Annotated in this window: 15 protein-coding genes; 5 read left to right on the top strand and 10 right to left on the bottom strand. The window is 66.3% G+C overall.

Annotated elements, in window-relative coordinates:
* Positions 1-32: 32 nt before the first annotated feature.
* The 4 genes from RH91_RS15945 to RH91_RS15930 are packed head-to-tail and all read right to left on the bottom strand — an operon-like array spanning position 33 to position 1,836.
* Entirely contained in the window at positions 33-614 is a 582-nt protein-coding gene (locus RH91_RS15945) for a hypothetical protein (protein WP_010163954.1), read from the bottom strand.
* Between the two features lie 22 nt (positions 615-636).
* Positions 637-936, bottom strand: coding sequence for a DUF3618 domain-containing protein (locus RH91_RS15940; RefSeq protein ID WP_010163953.1), 300 nt, complete (start codon positions 934-936; stop codon positions 637-639).
* Positions 933-1,301, bottom strand: a complete 369-nt coding sequence (locus tag RH91_RS15935; protein WP_010163952.1) for a phage holin family protein — start codon at positions 1,299-1,301, stop codon at positions 933-935. Before RH91_RS15935 ends, RH91_RS15940 begins: the two co-directional genes overlap by 4 nt.
* 22 nt (positions 1,302-1,323) lie before the next feature.
* Entirely contained in the window at positions 1,324-1,836 is a 513-nt protein-coding gene (locus RH91_RS15930; RefSeq protein WP_010163951.1) for a hypothetical protein, read from the bottom strand.
* A 145-nt stretch (positions 1,837-1,981) separates the two neighbouring features.
* On the opposite strand from RH91_RS15930, the gene eno reads away from it, so the two are divergent.
* Together eno and RH91_RS15920 are read left to right on the top strand one after the other, a co-directional pair.
* Positions 1,982-3,259 carry a phosphopyruvate hydratase gene (gene eno / locus RH91_RS15925; protein ID WP_010163950.1) on the top strand — a complete coding sequence of 426 codons (1,278 nt, stop codon included), beginning with the start codon at positions 1,982-1,984 and terminating at the stop codon, positions 3,257-3,259.
* A gap of 80 nt (positions 3,260-3,339) precedes the next feature.
* Positions 3,340-3,627 (top strand): FtsB family cell division protein, encoded by a 288-nt coding sequence (locus RH91_RS15920; RefSeq protein WP_010163949.1) that lies wholly within the window; start codon positions 3,340-3,342, stop codon positions 3,625-3,627.
* Between the two features lie 323 nt (positions 3,628-3,950).
* Here RH91_RS15920 and RH91_RS15915 read toward each other — a convergent pair whose 3' ends face one another.
* Complete coding sequence (locus tag RH91_RS15915; RefSeq protein ID WP_010163947.1) at positions 3,951-4,772, bottom strand: alpha/beta fold hydrolase; 822 nt, start codon at positions 4,770-4,772, stop codon at positions 3,951-3,953.
* Positions 4,773-4,914: 142 nt separating this feature from the next.
* Here RH91_RS15915 and RH91_RS15910 point away from each other — a divergent pair, with 142 nt between their 5' ends.
* Positions 4,915-6,651, top strand: coding sequence for a DUF885 domain-containing protein (locus RH91_RS15910; protein ID WP_010163945.1), 1,737 nt, complete (start codon positions 4,915-4,917; stop codon positions 6,649-6,651).
* Between the two features lie 65 nt (positions 6,652-6,716).
* On the opposite strand, the gene RH91_RS15905 is transcribed toward RH91_RS15910, so the two are convergent.
* The 3 genes from RH91_RS15905 to RH91_RS15895 all read right to left on the bottom strand — a co-directional run bounded on the left by RH91_RS15905 (position 6,717) and on the right by RH91_RS15895 (position 9,620).
* Positions 6,717-7,346, bottom strand: coding sequence for a PEPxxWA-CTERM sorting domain-containing protein (locus RH91_RS15905; RefSeq protein ID WP_232283536.1), 630 nt, complete (start codon positions 7,344-7,346; stop codon positions 6,717-6,719).
* 409 nt (positions 7,347-7,755) lie between these two features.
* On the bottom strand, positions 7,756-8,292 hold the full coding sequence (gene rsmD, locus RH91_RS15900; protein ID WP_010163942.1) for a 16S rRNA (guanine(966)-N(2))-methyltransferase RsmD: 537 nt from the start codon (positions 8,290-8,292) through the stop codon (positions 7,756-7,758).
* Complete coding sequence (locus tag RH91_RS15895; protein WP_010163941.1) at positions 8,292-9,620, bottom strand: pseudouridine synthase; 1,329 nt, start codon at positions 9,618-9,620, stop codon at positions 8,292-8,294. Before RH91_RS15895 ends, rsmD begins: the two co-directional genes overlap by 1 nt.
* A gap of 147 nt (positions 9,621-9,767) precedes the next feature.
* Here RH91_RS15895 and RH91_RS15890 point away from each other — a divergent pair, with 147 nt between their 5' ends.
* Positions 9,768-10,199 carry a response regulator gene (locus tag RH91_RS15890; RefSeq protein WP_010163940.1) on the top strand — a complete coding sequence of 144 codons (432 nt, stop codon included), beginning with the start codon at positions 9,768-9,770 and terminating at the stop codon, positions 10,197-10,199.
* A gap of 120 nt (positions 10,200-10,319) precedes the next feature.
* Positions 10,320-11,636, top strand: coding sequence for an AmpG family muropeptide MFS transporter (locus RH91_RS15885; protein ID WP_010163939.1), 1,317 nt, complete (start codon positions 10,320-10,322; stop codon positions 11,634-11,636).
* Between the two features lie 35 nt (positions 11,637-11,671).
* On the opposite strand, the gene RH91_RS15880 is transcribed toward RH91_RS15885, so the two are convergent.
* Together RH91_RS15880 and RH91_RS15875 are read right to left on the bottom strand one after the other, a co-directional pair.
* Entirely contained in the window at positions 11,672-12,115 is a 444-nt protein-coding gene (locus RH91_RS15880; RefSeq protein WP_010163938.1) for a DUF6628 family protein, read from the bottom strand.
* A 69-nt stretch (positions 12,116-12,184) separates the two neighbouring features.
* Positions 12,185-13,519: a bifunctional folylpolyglutamate synthase/dihydrofolate synthase gene (locus RH91_RS15875; RefSeq protein ID WP_010163937.1), complete on the bottom strand. Its 1,335-nt coding sequence runs from the start codon at positions 13,517-13,519 to the stop codon at positions 12,185-12,187.
* Positions 13,520-13,583: the final 64 nt, after the last annotated feature.

Below are 13,583 nucleotides of genomic sequence, written 5' to 3'. Positions count from 1 at the left end.
GCGCTGCCGCTTCGGGAACCTGTCATCCGCGATTAATTGGTAGCGGACCCCGTTTTGGTCGATGCCTGTGGTGCGGCAGGCTCAGGCGTGGCGGCGGCGTCGGTGCCACCGGCCTTCGCGGTAACCGCTGCCGTCCCCGCCGCGGTCAGCGCGGTGATGACGTTGCCGAGCAGCTTGCCGACCTGATCCTTTGCGGCGTTGCGCGACAGCCCAAGTCCGGCGAATTCGGACCGTGCGGTCTCCTTCGCCGCATCGACCGCGCCATGCGCCGTCAGGCTCAGCCGCCGCCCGACCGGGGCGAGCAACTGCGCTTCGCGATCGGTGCGCGGCAGCAGCGAACCGGTCAGCATCCCGACCGCAAGACCGCCGACGAGCACGCTCAACGGGTTGGCTTCAGCCAGCGCGATCGCGCGTGCCGAGAAGTCCTGCGCGGCGTGAGTCGTCGTCTCGATCGCCTTGCCGGACGCCTCGCGCGCGGTCTCGAACGCGGTGCCCGCGGTCTCGCGGACGGTGTCGACTGCGGTGCCGGCGGTTTCGCGGGCGGTATCGAGTGCGGTGCGGGCCTTGTCCGACACCGCTGCGGCACCCGAATGGAGGGTTTCGGCTACAGTCATCTCATCGTCTCCCAAATTCACTTCAGCGTTTCAGTTTTGATTTCGCGGGCTTGCGACCCCGCAACAGCCGGGAGACCGGTCCGACCACCAGGAATGACCCAAGCACCGCGCCCACGATGCCCGTGGCCACGGGGTTCTTTCGGGCAGTCTCGACGGCGGTCGTCACCGCCTCGGTCCCGCGGACCTTGAGGTTCTCGGCAACGTCAGAGGCCAGCGTCTGCGGGTTGGCCCGCTTCTGCAGGATGCCGATCGTCTCGGCCAGTTGCGCCCGGGCGGCATCGGCGCGGGCCTGCGCCAGCGCGACCGAATCGGTGGTGCTCATGCGTTTGCTCCCGGTACGGCGAACATCGCCTTGAAGCGGCCCACCGCAACCATCGCGAAAATGGCCGCCAGTACCAGCAACCCGCCGACCACGATCACCGTCGCCCAGATCGGCCCGACGACCGGCGTCAGGATCATCAGTAACCCGACCACCAGCCCGATCAGCGCCAGCAGGCCAAGCACCGCTGCGATCGCCGCCATGACGACGCCGCCTTTCGCATCCGAGACCTTGGAGAAGACCTTGGCCTTCTGCAGATCCACCTCGGCCCGCGCGACCTCGCCGGCGTCCGACACCACGCGTGACAGCAAGGTCACGATGGTGTCGTCCGCCGGGGAGGACCCGGCATTCTTCAGGATTTCGCTCATCCGGGTCCCCGTCACGCTGCGATCAGGCCTTGGTGTCGCTGTCGGCGGCGAGACCCGACTGGATCAGGCGCACGAGCACGAAACCGAGCGCGGCGGCGGTGCCGATCGCGATCGCGGGGCTCTTCTGCACGAAGCCGCGCGCGTCCTCGATCAGGTCGTCGAGTTCCTTCGCCTTCAGGCCTTCCGAGAAACCCTGGACCTTGTCGGCGGCGGTGCGGGCATACTGGCCGTATTGCGACCCGAGCTTTTCATCGACGGTGCCGGCTGCATCGTTGATCATCTTGACGACCTCGTCGAGTGCGGTTCCGGCGCGGGCCTTGCCGTCCTCGGCATAGGTCTTGGCGCGACCGACGACTTCCTTGCCGAGCTTGTCGGTGCTGTCCTTGAACAGCTGCGCGGCACCGCTGGTCAGCTTCGCGGCTTCGTCGCGGGCCGACGACGCGGCCTCCTTGGCGGCACCGGCAGCGGCGTTGATCTTCTCGTTTGCAGTCGCCTGTGCGTCTTCGCACGTGGGGGAATCTGAAGTCGTGGCCATTGTTATGCCCTCCAATTGTTACTTGTCGACAATAAGCGGTCCGGGCCGCGCTGGGTTCCATCGGACGCGCACGAATTGCGGCCACACCGGTTAGGCGATAGAGGCACCCGCGACGCCATTCCCAATTTGGTAGAAGGATCGTTCCGTGACCGCAATCATCGACATTCATGCCCGTACGATCCTCGACAGCCGGGGCAACCCGACGGTCGAGGTCGACGTGATGCTGGAAGACGGCAGCTTTGGCCGCGCCGCCGTTCCCTCGGGCGCCTCCACCGGCGCGCACGAAGCGGTCGAGAAGCGCGACGGCGACAAGAGCCGCTGGGGCGGCAAGGGCGTCGACCAGGCGGTCGAGGCGGTCAACCGTGAGATCGCCGACGCGGTGCTCGGGCTCGAAGCCGAAGACCAGCGCGACGTCGACCACACGATGATCGAGCTCGACGGCACCGACAACAAGAGCCGCCTGGGTGCGAACGCGATCCTCGGCGTGTCGCTCGCGGTGGCAAAGGCCGCCGCCGATGCGCGCAGCCTTCCGCTGTACCGCTATGTCGGCGGGGTTGCCGCGCATGTCCTGCCGGTGCCGATGATGAACATCATCAACGGCGGCGAACATGCCGACAACCCGATCGATTTCCAGGAATTCATGATCGTGCCGGTCGGCGCGTCGTCGATCCTCGAAGCGGTCCGCTGCGGATCGGAGATCTTCCACACGCTCAAGAAGGGGCTGAGTGCCAAGGGCCTGTCGACCTCGGTCGGCGACGAGGGCGGCTTTGCGCCCAACATCGCGACCAACGACGAGGCGATCGAGTTCATCCTGCGCTCGATCGAAACCGCCGGGTACAAGCCTGGCGAGGACGTGATGCTCGCGCTCGATTGCGCGGCGACCGAATTCTACAAAAACGGCAAGTATGAGATTTCGGGCGAGGGCAAGAGCCTGAGCAGCCACGAGATGGCCGAGTATCTGGCGGATCTTGCGCGGCGCTACCCGATCTTCTCGATCGAGGACGGGATGGGCGAGGATGATTTCGAGGGCTGGAAGGCGCTTACCGATCTGTGCGGCGATACGGTCCAGCTGGTCGGCGACGATCTGTTCGTGACCAACCCGAAGCGGCTGGGGCAGGGGATCAAGGATGGTCTTGCCAACTCGCTGCTGGTGAAGGTCAACCAGATCGGCACGCTGACCGAGACGCTCGAAGCGGTGTCGATGGCGAACCGCGCTGGCTACACCGCGGTGATGTCGCATCGGTCGGGCGAGACCGAGGATTCGACGATCGCCGATCTCGCGGTCGCGACCAATTGCGGGCAGATCAAGACCGGCAGCCTCGCGCGGTCGGACCGGCTCGCGAAGTACAACCAGCTGATCCGCATCGAGGAGGAACTCGAGGGCGCGGCGCTCTACGCCGGGCGTTCGGTGCTGCGTGTCTGATTTAGGGAAATAACCGCTTGATCCACGAGTCGCGATGTAAGAGAATCGCGCTCGTGGCCAAGACTCGATCCAACGTCCGAATGATGCTCCGCAGCGCGATCGCGCCGGCGGCGTTGATGATCGTCGGCCTGTTTTTCGGGGGCTATGCGGTGTTCGGGCCGAATGGCGTGCTGGCGTATGGCGACATCCAGCGGCAGCTTGCGGTCAAGCAACATCACCTGGCGTTGCTCGATCGTAACCGTTCCGAGCTGAAGAACCGCGTCGCATTGCTCGATCCGCGGCATGCCGATCCCGACCTGGCGGATGAGCTGGCGCGCAAGGATCTTGGCGTCGTGCATCAGGACGAGGTTATCGTTCCGCTGAATTAGCCCAAAAGTCCCTCCCCTTCAGGGGAGGGGTTGGGTGGGGCCGTGCAGCGCACTCCATCAGAGACAGTCTCGGTGAGACCTCCCCCACCCCCAACCCCTCCCCTGAAGGGGAGGGGCGAGCAGGGGCTAGGTTTGGTTACTCCCCCTCCCGAATGACAGGTGCCGGTGAGTCGTTGAAGGTTCATGCGCAAAAGCCCCTCCCCTTCAGGGGAGGGGTTGGGGTGGGGCCGTGCAGCGTACTCCATCAGGGACAGTCTCGGTGAGACCTCCCCCACCCCCAATCCCTCCCCTGAAGGGGAGGGGCTGAGTCGCAACAAAGCGGTTTACCGCCCCAGAAACGTCAGCAGGTCATTCGTGAACCGGTCGCTCTCGGTAATCGTAAGCCCGTGCGGCGCGCCTTCATATTCCACGAGCTGCGACGTCGCGATGCCCTCGGCGGCGCGGCGGGCGGTTGCGTCGATCGGGACGGTCTGGTCGCTCGTCCCGTGGACGATCAGCGTCGGCACGCGGAAGGCCGCGAGATCCGGGCGGAAATCGGTATGCCCGAACGACTGCGCGCAGGCGAGGATCGGCTTGAGCCCGGCCAGATTGGTCTGCGACCACGCCCAGTCGACCGTCTCGCTGCTCACCGGCGACGAGATGAACCCGACGCCCAGAAACTGCTTCATGAAGGTCTGGAAGAAGCCGTAGCGATCCTTCTGGATGCCTTCGCCGATGCTCGCGAGCTTGTCCTCGGGAACGCCGTGCGGATTGTCGTCGGTCTGGAGCATGTACGGCACGACCGAGGCGATCAGCCCCGCCGCGACCACGCCCTTGCCGTCATGCCGGCTCATGTAGCGCGCGACTTCGCCGCCGCCCATCGAGAACCCGACGATGGTCGCATCGTCCGCACCGGTCTGCTCCAGCACGTCCGCCAGATCGTCGGTCAGGGTGTCGTAATCATAGCCGGTCCACGGCTGGCCCGACCGGCCGAACCCGCGGCGATCATAGGCGATTGCGCGGAACCCGGCATCGGCAAGCGCCATCGCCTGTGCGTCCCAGCTGTCGGCATTGAGCGGCCAGCCGTGGATCAGGACGACGGGGCGGCCGCTGCCCCAGTCCTTGACGTAGAGATCGGTGCCATCGCGCGTTTTGATATAGGGCATGGAAAGCTCCTTGGCGTTGAACTGCTTGACCAGAACGATACGCGGCGGGGGCCGTTCCGTGCGGGGTGGCGCTCGTCATCGCAAGCTGCCAGCTTCCCATCGCAAACGAATCCCCTGACCGAACGTACAAGAAGGAGCGGCAATGCGGAAGATCTGGCTTACCGGGATAGCGGCGCTGGCGATGGCGGCGTGCACCGCCGAGGCGCCGATGCCGAAGACGGCGACGGCGGCGCTCGCCCCCTTGCCGACGGGGGACTGGAAGCGGTTCCGCGACGCGTTCATCGAGGACTGGTTCAAGGTGTCGCCCGCCGATGCGGTCTATCAGGGCCGGCATGATTTCGACGGCGGCCTGGGGGACTGGTCGCCCGAGGGGCTCAAGCGGCAGGGGGCGTTCCTGCGGGAGGCGATCGCCAAGGCGAAGGCGTTCGATTCCGCCAGGCTCGGCAAGCAGGACGCGTTCGAACGCGACTATCTGGTGACGGTCGCGGCGGGGAAGCTGTTCTGGCTCGAGGATGCCGATTTCCCGCATCGCAATCCGGCATGGTATGTCAACGCGGGGCTCGACCCGAACGTTTATATCGCGCGGCATTATGCCGATGCGCCGACGCGGATGCGCGCGATGGTCGCGTTCCTCCGCAAGATCCCGACCGCGACCGCGCAGATCCGCGCGAACCTCAAGACGCCGATGCCGCTGAGCTACATCAATTTCGGTGTCGCGGCGTTCAACGGGTTCGGCGATTATTACACCGGTGACGCCAGAAAGGCGTTCGCCGACGTCAAAAGCCCCGCGCTGCAGGATGAGTTCGGCCAGGCCGCGACTGCCGCGTCCAAGGCGATGCACGATCTCGGCGCATGGCTCGAGAGCCAGCGCGGCTCGGCGACGCAGGACTTCGCGCTCGGCGCGGACAAATTCTCGCGGATGGTGCGCGATACCGAGGGCGTCGACGTGCCGCTCGCGACGCTCGAGGCGGCGGGGCGGGCGGACATGGCGCGCAACCAGCAGGCGCTGATCGCCGCCTGCGCGCAATTCGCGCCCGGCGCGAGCGTGCCTGCGTGCATGGCGAAGATGAACGCGAACAAGCCGGTCAACGACGACCCCGTCGCCGAGGCGCGCAAGCAGATCCCCGAACTTCGCGCGTTCGTGCTCAAGAGCGACGTCGTCACGATCCCGGATCAGGAACAGGCGCTGGTCGAGGAAAGCCCGCCGTACAATCGGCAGAACTCTGCGTACATCGATCCGCCCGGCCCGTTCGAGAAGGGCATCCCCTCGGTCTATTACATCTCCCCGCCGGACCCGTCGTGGAGCAAGGCGGAGCAGGAGGGGTTCATCCCCGGCAAGAACGACCTGCTGTTCACCTCGGTGCATGAGGTGATGCCGGGGCATTTCCTCCAGTTCCGCCACGCCAATGCCTCGCCCTCGCTGTTCGGGCGGCTGTTCGTTGGCTACGCCTTCGCCGAGGGCTGGGCGCATTATGCCGAGGAAATGATGTGGGAAGCCGGGCTTCATGCGGGCGACCCGGAGACGCATGTCGGGCAATTGTCGAACGCGCTGCTGCGCGACTGCCGCTATCTCTCCGCGATCGGGCTTCACGCGCATGGCATGACGCAGGAGCAGTCCCGCCGGATGTTCATCGAGCAATGCTATCAGGACGAGGGCAATGCCCGGCAGCAGTCCGCGCGCGGGACCTATGATCCGGCGTATCTCAACTATACGATGGGCAAGCTGCTGATCCGCAAGATGCGCGCCGACTGGACCGCGACGCATGGCGGTCGCGCCGGGTGGAAGGCGTTCCACGACCAGTTGCTGAGCTACGGCGGACCGCCTTTGCCGCTGGTGCTCAAAGCCATGCTCGGGGGAGACGGCAAGGCGGTGTTCTGACGCCTACGTGCAAAAAGGCCGTCGACGCATGCGCCGACGGCCTTTTCTCCCCCCGACCTATGGTGTCAGGCGTAGGTAACCCGGAGCTTGGCTTGACGCTGGCGGCGCAGCACTACGCCGAGCATTCCGAAGCCGAGGATCATCATCACCCAGCTCGCGGGTTCGGGCACTGCCGACAGCGAGATGCTGTCGAGATACCCGCCAACCGAGTCGCTGGTGCCGATTGCCGAGAAGGTGAGGGTGGTCGGGGCGGTGACCGCGAAATTGACGGTCTGCAGCACCCAGTTGGTCGACGCGCCACCGTTGCCGCCGGGCGTGGTGAAGATCGGCGACTCGTTCAGCAGGACGCTGATCCCGTTCGACGATGCCGGAACGCCGGGCCGGTTCGAATACCAGTAGCGCAGGACGTACGTGCCCGGATCGATCATGCGGCTCATCGAGCTGTTGGCGGACGTATCGAGCTCGACCAGGTTCGCCCCCGAAAATGCTGCCCCGGCGACGTTGTTATACTGGACCTCAAGGCCGTTGCGGCCGGCGGTCCAGCCCTCGTACGACTCCCGCGTGGTGAAGCCAGGGCCGGAACCGAAGTTGATCGAGTCAAAATTCGTGAAGAAGTTGGTGGCTGCAAAAGCAGGTGCTGCGAGTGACAGCGCCGCACTGGCCGCCAATACTCCCAAAGTCCTATTCATACGCATCGCTTTTCCTTTCCCTGATTGACTCGGAACGGAAAGTCATTCTAAAGTGCTAGTAACGCCCTCAATACCCGAGTGCCATGTACCTCGCATAGTTCATGCCATTTCGAACTCTCAACGACTTGGATGGTTAACGAGGATCGGGGTGTAACGCCCGGCGACGATATTGCCGGCGAGGTGTAAAAAATACTGCGATAACAGTAGGTCGCAGCCTCCATCTTTCGATCGATTTCGGCAGCAGAGCGCTCCCCGCACGCCCTTCCTTTCCGATCACGTCGTGATACCGGGCATGGCACGGGTCGCGCGGATCGACGTCGCTCGAAACAAATCGATCGAGGGTGATCCGTAAAAGGCAAGGTCCGGGCCCGCGCCGTCGCGGCGCCGGACCCGGACACGTCAGCCTGGTCGCAAGTCAGCCCCGCCGCAACAGCGTCAGCCGGGCCTTGCCGTGGACGCGCGTGACGTCCTCGACGAATCCGGCGACTTCGACCCGGTCGGGCTTGGCGGTCTCGATGCTGATCCACGTCGCATCGCCAACCCAGCCGAGCCGCGCGAGCTTGTCGAGCGCGACCGCGCCCGCATTGCTGTCATAGGGCGGGTCCATCAGGATCAGGTCGAGCGGCGCGACCGCGTGGCCGAGCGCCATCACCGATTGCGCGCGGACGTCCGCCCTGGCGGACAGCTTCGCGATATTGGTGCGCAACGCATCCAGCGCTGGCTTGTCCTGCTCGACGAAGATGCACGACGCAGCACCACGCGACAGCGCCTCGAGCCCGAGCGCGCCCGACCCAGCGAACAGATCCGCCACGCTGAGGTCCTCGAAACTGCCGAGGCGGCTCGAAAGCATCGAGAACAACGCCTCGCGGACGCGGTCTGCGGTGGGACGAGTCGCGTCTCCCTTTGGGGCGACGAGCGGGCGGCCGCGCCATTCTCCGGCGATGATGCGCATTATTTACGGGTCCGTGGTGTGCGTGGCTTGGCAGGGCGTGGAGTCTGGCGGTCGCCGGTCGGGCGAGCCCCGGTCGGGCGGCTGGCGGTGGCACCGTCGGCCCCGGCCCGAGCGGTCGTCGGTCGCACCGCATTCGGGCGCGACGCCCCCGGGCGGGCAGGCGCTGCGCCCGCTCCACCGGTGGCGCGCGGCGTCTTGGCACGGACGTTACGACCGAGTTCGGGATTGAACACGCGTGCCGGGCGGCCATCGGGCGTGCGCGCCGGAGCACGGGTGGCCGCAGCGGGGGCGGGCGATCCCGCCTTGGGCTTGGCGTCATAGAAACGCTTCACCTTGGGTGCCTTGGCGACGACGATGCCTTCGCGGCGCGGCTCGGCAAAGGCGGCGCGATCCGAAGTGTTCGCGACCGCGCGGGTGATCCGCACCGGTTGCGGCTTCGGCAGCGCGCGTGGCGTACGCGCCGGGCGTGCGGCGGCCGGGGCTTCCGGTTCGGCGGTCGGCCGCTGGTCGGGGCGCGGTCCGCGGATCCGCTCGGGTTGCAGGATCCGCTTGGGGTCCTTGCGGAATGCGGCGACGTCATGCGCGCGCACTTCGCCGATGTCGCCCGGCGCGAGGTCGCCAAGCAGGAACGGCCCGTAGCGCGTGCGGATGAGCCGCGAGACACGCAGCCCGAGGAATTCGAGGACGCGGCGGACTTCACGGTTCTTACCCTCGGTCAGGATCATCTCGATCCACACGTTCGCGCCGGTGCGGCGTTCGAGGTTGGCGTTGATCGAGCCGTAACGGACGCCTTCGATCTCAATCCCGTGGATCAGTTCCTCGAGCTGCTCCTGCGTCACCGGGCCATAAGCGCGCGCGCGATAGGCACGTTCGACGCCGGTCGCGGGAAGCTCGAGCTGGCGCTTCAATTCGCCGTCGGTGGTGAGCAGCAACAGCCCCTCGGTATTGAGATCGAGCCGCCCGACCGGGACGAGGCGCGGCAGATCCTGCGGTAGACGGTCGTAGATCGTCGGGCGCCCGGCAGGATCGCGCTCGGTAACGAGCAGACCCGACGGCTTGTGGTACAGGAACAGCCGCGCGTCGGCGGGGGCGGCGACCGGATTGCCGTCGACCGTCACGCCGTCGAGCGAGGCGAGGATCGTCGCAGGCGTATCGATCACCACGCCGTTTCGCGCGACGCGACCCTCGGCGATCATGCGTTCGACTTCGCGGCGCGAGGCGATGCCTGCGCGCGCGAGCAGTTTCGCGATCCGTTGTTCGTCGTCGGCGCGGGCGCGGGGGGTGGTGGCGCCGGGTGCGGGGGTTTTGGGGGGACGGTATTTTGACACCGCGCCCTGATACCGAAAATCGGGCGCACGTGTTGAACAAAAAGATTTGCGCCCGATCTTGTAGCCGAGCGTTAAGCTACGGGTGCGTAACGAGGGCGATACGCACATTGCCAGTTTCGGCGCGTGACAGAAGGTGGGGGGCCGAACATGTTGTTCGGACGGAAAAAGCGGCGAATCTGCAAGCTTCTGCTCGTCGAGGACGAGCCGTTGGTCGCATTCGATACCGAACATTTCCTGCGCGACGCGGAATATGAGATCGTCGCGACGGTCGATCGCGTCGCCGATGCGATCGCGGTGATCGACAACGAGCTCGAGATCGATCTGGTGCTGGTCGATATCAGCCTGGCGGACGGCAATGGCGTCGACGTTGCGCGGGCCGCGAAGGCGAAGGGGATCGCGGTTCTGTTCGTCACCGGTCAATGCCCGCAGGGTGGTCGCGCGGTGGCCAATGGTTGCCTCGCCAAACCCTATGCGCAACGCGACCTGCTCGCCGCGATCTCGGCTCTCGAGGCGGTGCTCGACGGCAAGATTCCCAGACGGATGCCAAATGGGCTGAGTTTGTTCACGAACGTCGACTGAGCGCGACGATCGGTCCCGCTGACCCGCTGCGCCCTTTCGCTTCGCAATTTAGCCGTTAGGGTCGCTTGCCTCGGCAAGCGATTATGGTGAAGTGGTTGTGGCGGTGGGGGCAAGAGACGAATGGATGGCGTGAGCGGGCGTGCCGCGAGCTGGTCGGATGGCATCCGTCCCTATTTCGAAAAGGCCCCGCTGGCGGCGCTGGCGCTGGGGATTTCCTCGGGCTTCCCGTTCGCGATGATCGGCGCGACGCTGACGAGCCGGTTGGCGCAGGCTGGCGTCACCAAGTCGACCGTCACCGCGTTCAGCCTCGCGTTCCTCGTCTACAATCTCAAATGGCTGTGGGCGTGGATCGTCGATGGCGTACGCCTGCCGCTGATCGGCGCGCTGGGCCAGCGGGTGTCATGGTTGCTCGTGGCGGGGCTGCTGGTGATCGCTGCGGTCGTCAACCTGGCGCTGGTCGACCCGAAGGCGGACATCTTCGCGACGGCGGTTGCGGCGATCCTCGTCGGCGCGGCGGGCGCGACCTTCGACATCGTGATCGACGCGTACCGGATCGAACTGCTCGAACCGCGCCAGTTGGGCGTCGGGTCGGGCATGTCGCAATATGGCTGGCGGCTCGGGTCGGCGGGGGCAGGGGCGGTCGCGCTGGTCGTCGCGGCGCGGTTCGGCTGGGCGAACGGCTATCTGGCGTGCGCGGCGTTCGCCTTGCCCGCGATACTGGCCGGCCTGATCTGCGGAGAACCCGCCAACCGTCGCGCGCCCGAACAACGGCGCGCCGGGCTGGCGAGTCTGGGCAGCTCGATCCTCGGGCCGTTCCTCCAATTCTTCCAGCGGCGTGGCGCAGTGCTCGTCCTGTTGTTCATCCTGATCCACAAGATTGGCGATACGCTCGCGAACCTGACCTTCCGGCTGCTCTTTGACTCACTCCACTTCACCAATGACGAAATCGCCTATTACGACGTATGGGTCGGGTTCCTCGCCTTTATGGTCGGGATCTTCGTTGGCGGCATCCTGTACACGCGGCTCGGTCTCAAGCGGTCGGTGCTGGTGTCGCTGGTGCTGATGATGCTCTCCAACCTCAGCTTCGCTGCGCTGGCGGCGGCGGGGCATTCCAACCTCGGCATGGGCAGCGCGATCGGGTTCGAGAATTTTTCGAGCGGGATCGGCGGCGTGACCGTGATCGCCTATTTCTCCGCGCTGACGAACGCGCGCTTCACCGCCGCACAATATGCGCTGATTTCGGCGGCGGCGAGCATCGTCGGGCGCGCGGTGACCGGGACGACCGCGGGGGGGCTGATCGATTCGATGGGCTATGTGAACTTCTATCTGCTCACGACCGTTTTGGCGTTTCCGGGGGTGCTTCTGTTCTGGTGGATGAGCCGGACCGGGCTGATCGACGCGTCGATCGGCGCGACCGAGAATGGCGCGGCGGACTGAGGCGACAGGCAGGGTGCGGGAGCGCACTGCCTGCATCATTCGGCGAGGATCGGACGTCCCGCGTCGGCAAACGCCTGCGCCACCACGGTCACGCTCGCGAGCACGCCGTCCGGGTTGCGCACCCCGATCAGGTCGCCGAGTAACAGCCGCGCGGAAGCGGGAGACGTTTCCGCGCGTGAGAGGATTGTCAGAACCGCGTGTTCGGCATGCGTCATCCGGCGGCAGCAGCACGGCGCAATCGCAATCGCGCACGTCGCGCTGTCTGCAAGATCCGCCATCATCGCGCGCAACAGGGTCAACGGACGCCGGAAGTCAGTGCCGAACCCGTCGATCATCGTTTGGGCTGCGTGCGCATCGCCAAGCCCGTGCGCGCCCATCCGGCGAAAGGCGAAGAGCAGCAATCGTGCGTTGGGATCCTCCGGCAGCAGGTGCGGGAGGGCGGCCGGGAGGGTGGCGGCGGACGGGCGATATGCGGTCATGGGGGATGCTCCGTGGAATGGGGGCATCCTCCTTCAGTCGCTATTGCAAGTCAATCGCAATAATATCGGTCAGTCGGGCAACTCGCCGTTTGCCAGGAGCACTTCGCCCGCAAGGTAGAGCGAGCCGAGGACGAGGACGATGGGAGGCTCGGCCTGATCCGCGATTTCGGCGATGTCGCGCAGCGCGCTGGCGACGTCTGGCGCGGTATGGGTGGCAAGCCCGAGGGCGTGCGCGGTCGCTGCGAGGGCGGCGGGGGTGTGGTGTTCGTGCTGCGTGATCGGCACCGCATGCACCGTCGTCGCGATCCCGGCGAACGGCGCGAGCAGTCCAACGGGATCCTTGTTGGCGAGCATCCCGAGCACGAGATGGACTTCGCTCCGTCCGACGCCCGGGTTGGCGATGTCGCGCAGCGTCGCCGCGATCGCGCCGGCGGCGGCGGGATTGTGCCCGCCGTCGAGCCACAATTGGCTGCCGGGCGGGAGCAGGTCGACCAGCGGCCCCGGATGGAGGCGCTGCATCCGCGCGGGCCAGCGTGTGTCGCGGGCGGCGGCGGCATAGGCGTCGGTCGGGATCGTCAACACCGTCTGGTGGCGGAGCATTGCGATCGCGAGCGCGAGATTGCCCGGCTGATGCGGGCCCGCCATTGCGGGCAGCGGGGTTTCGACCGTCCCGCCAGCGTCCTCGTAGCGGAGCATCGCGGCGTCGGTTTCCATGTGCCAGGCCGTGCCGAGCGGAAGGACATGCGCGGCCGCCTGCATCGCTACCGAGGCGACGCGCGCAGCGCTGTCGGGCTCATAAGCCATTGTGACGAGCGCGACGCCGGGCTTGGCGATCCCGGCCTTTTCGCCGGCGATCCCTTCGGCCGTATCGCCGAGGAAGCTCTGGTGATCGATCCCGAGCTGCGCGATCCCCGTGACGAGCGGGTGCGCGATGACGTTGGTCGCATCGAGCCGCCCGCCGAGCCCGACCTCGATCACGCATGCATCCGCCGGGGTGCGCGCAAAGGCGAGGAACGCCGCGGCGGTGGTGACCTCGAAGAAACTCGCGCCGATGTCGCCGCCCGCGTCGAGCACTTCCTCGAGCAGCGCGGCGAGCAGGGTGTCGTCGACGAGACGCCCGGCGATGCGGATGCGTTCGTTGAAGCGGACGAGATGCGGGCTGGTGTAGGCGTGGACGGTATATCCCGCCGCCTCGAGCGCGGCGCGCAGGAACGCGCAGGTCGATCCCTTGCCGTTGGTGCCCGCGACATGGAACACCGGGGGCAATCGGTCTTGCGGGTTGCCGAGCCGGTCGAGCAGGAGCGTGATTCGCTCGAGGCCAAGGATGTCCGCACCGGGGGACAGCTTCCATAGCCGGTCAAGCTGCGCCTGAACTGCAGTATCGGCGGAGATAGCGTGGTCCATCTTTTCTTCTCCCTCTCCCCGCTTGCGGGGAGAGGGCCGGGGAGAGGGGCAGTCCAGCACGCCA

The organism is Sphingomonas sp. PAMC 26617 (assembly GCF_000242835.1).
Classification (GTDB): Bacteria; Pseudomonadota; Alphaproteobacteria; order Sphingomonadales; family Sphingomonadaceae; genus Sphingomonas.
Note: the sequence above shows the minus strand (reverse complement) of the source record. Positions and strands in the feature narration are given on the sequence as shown.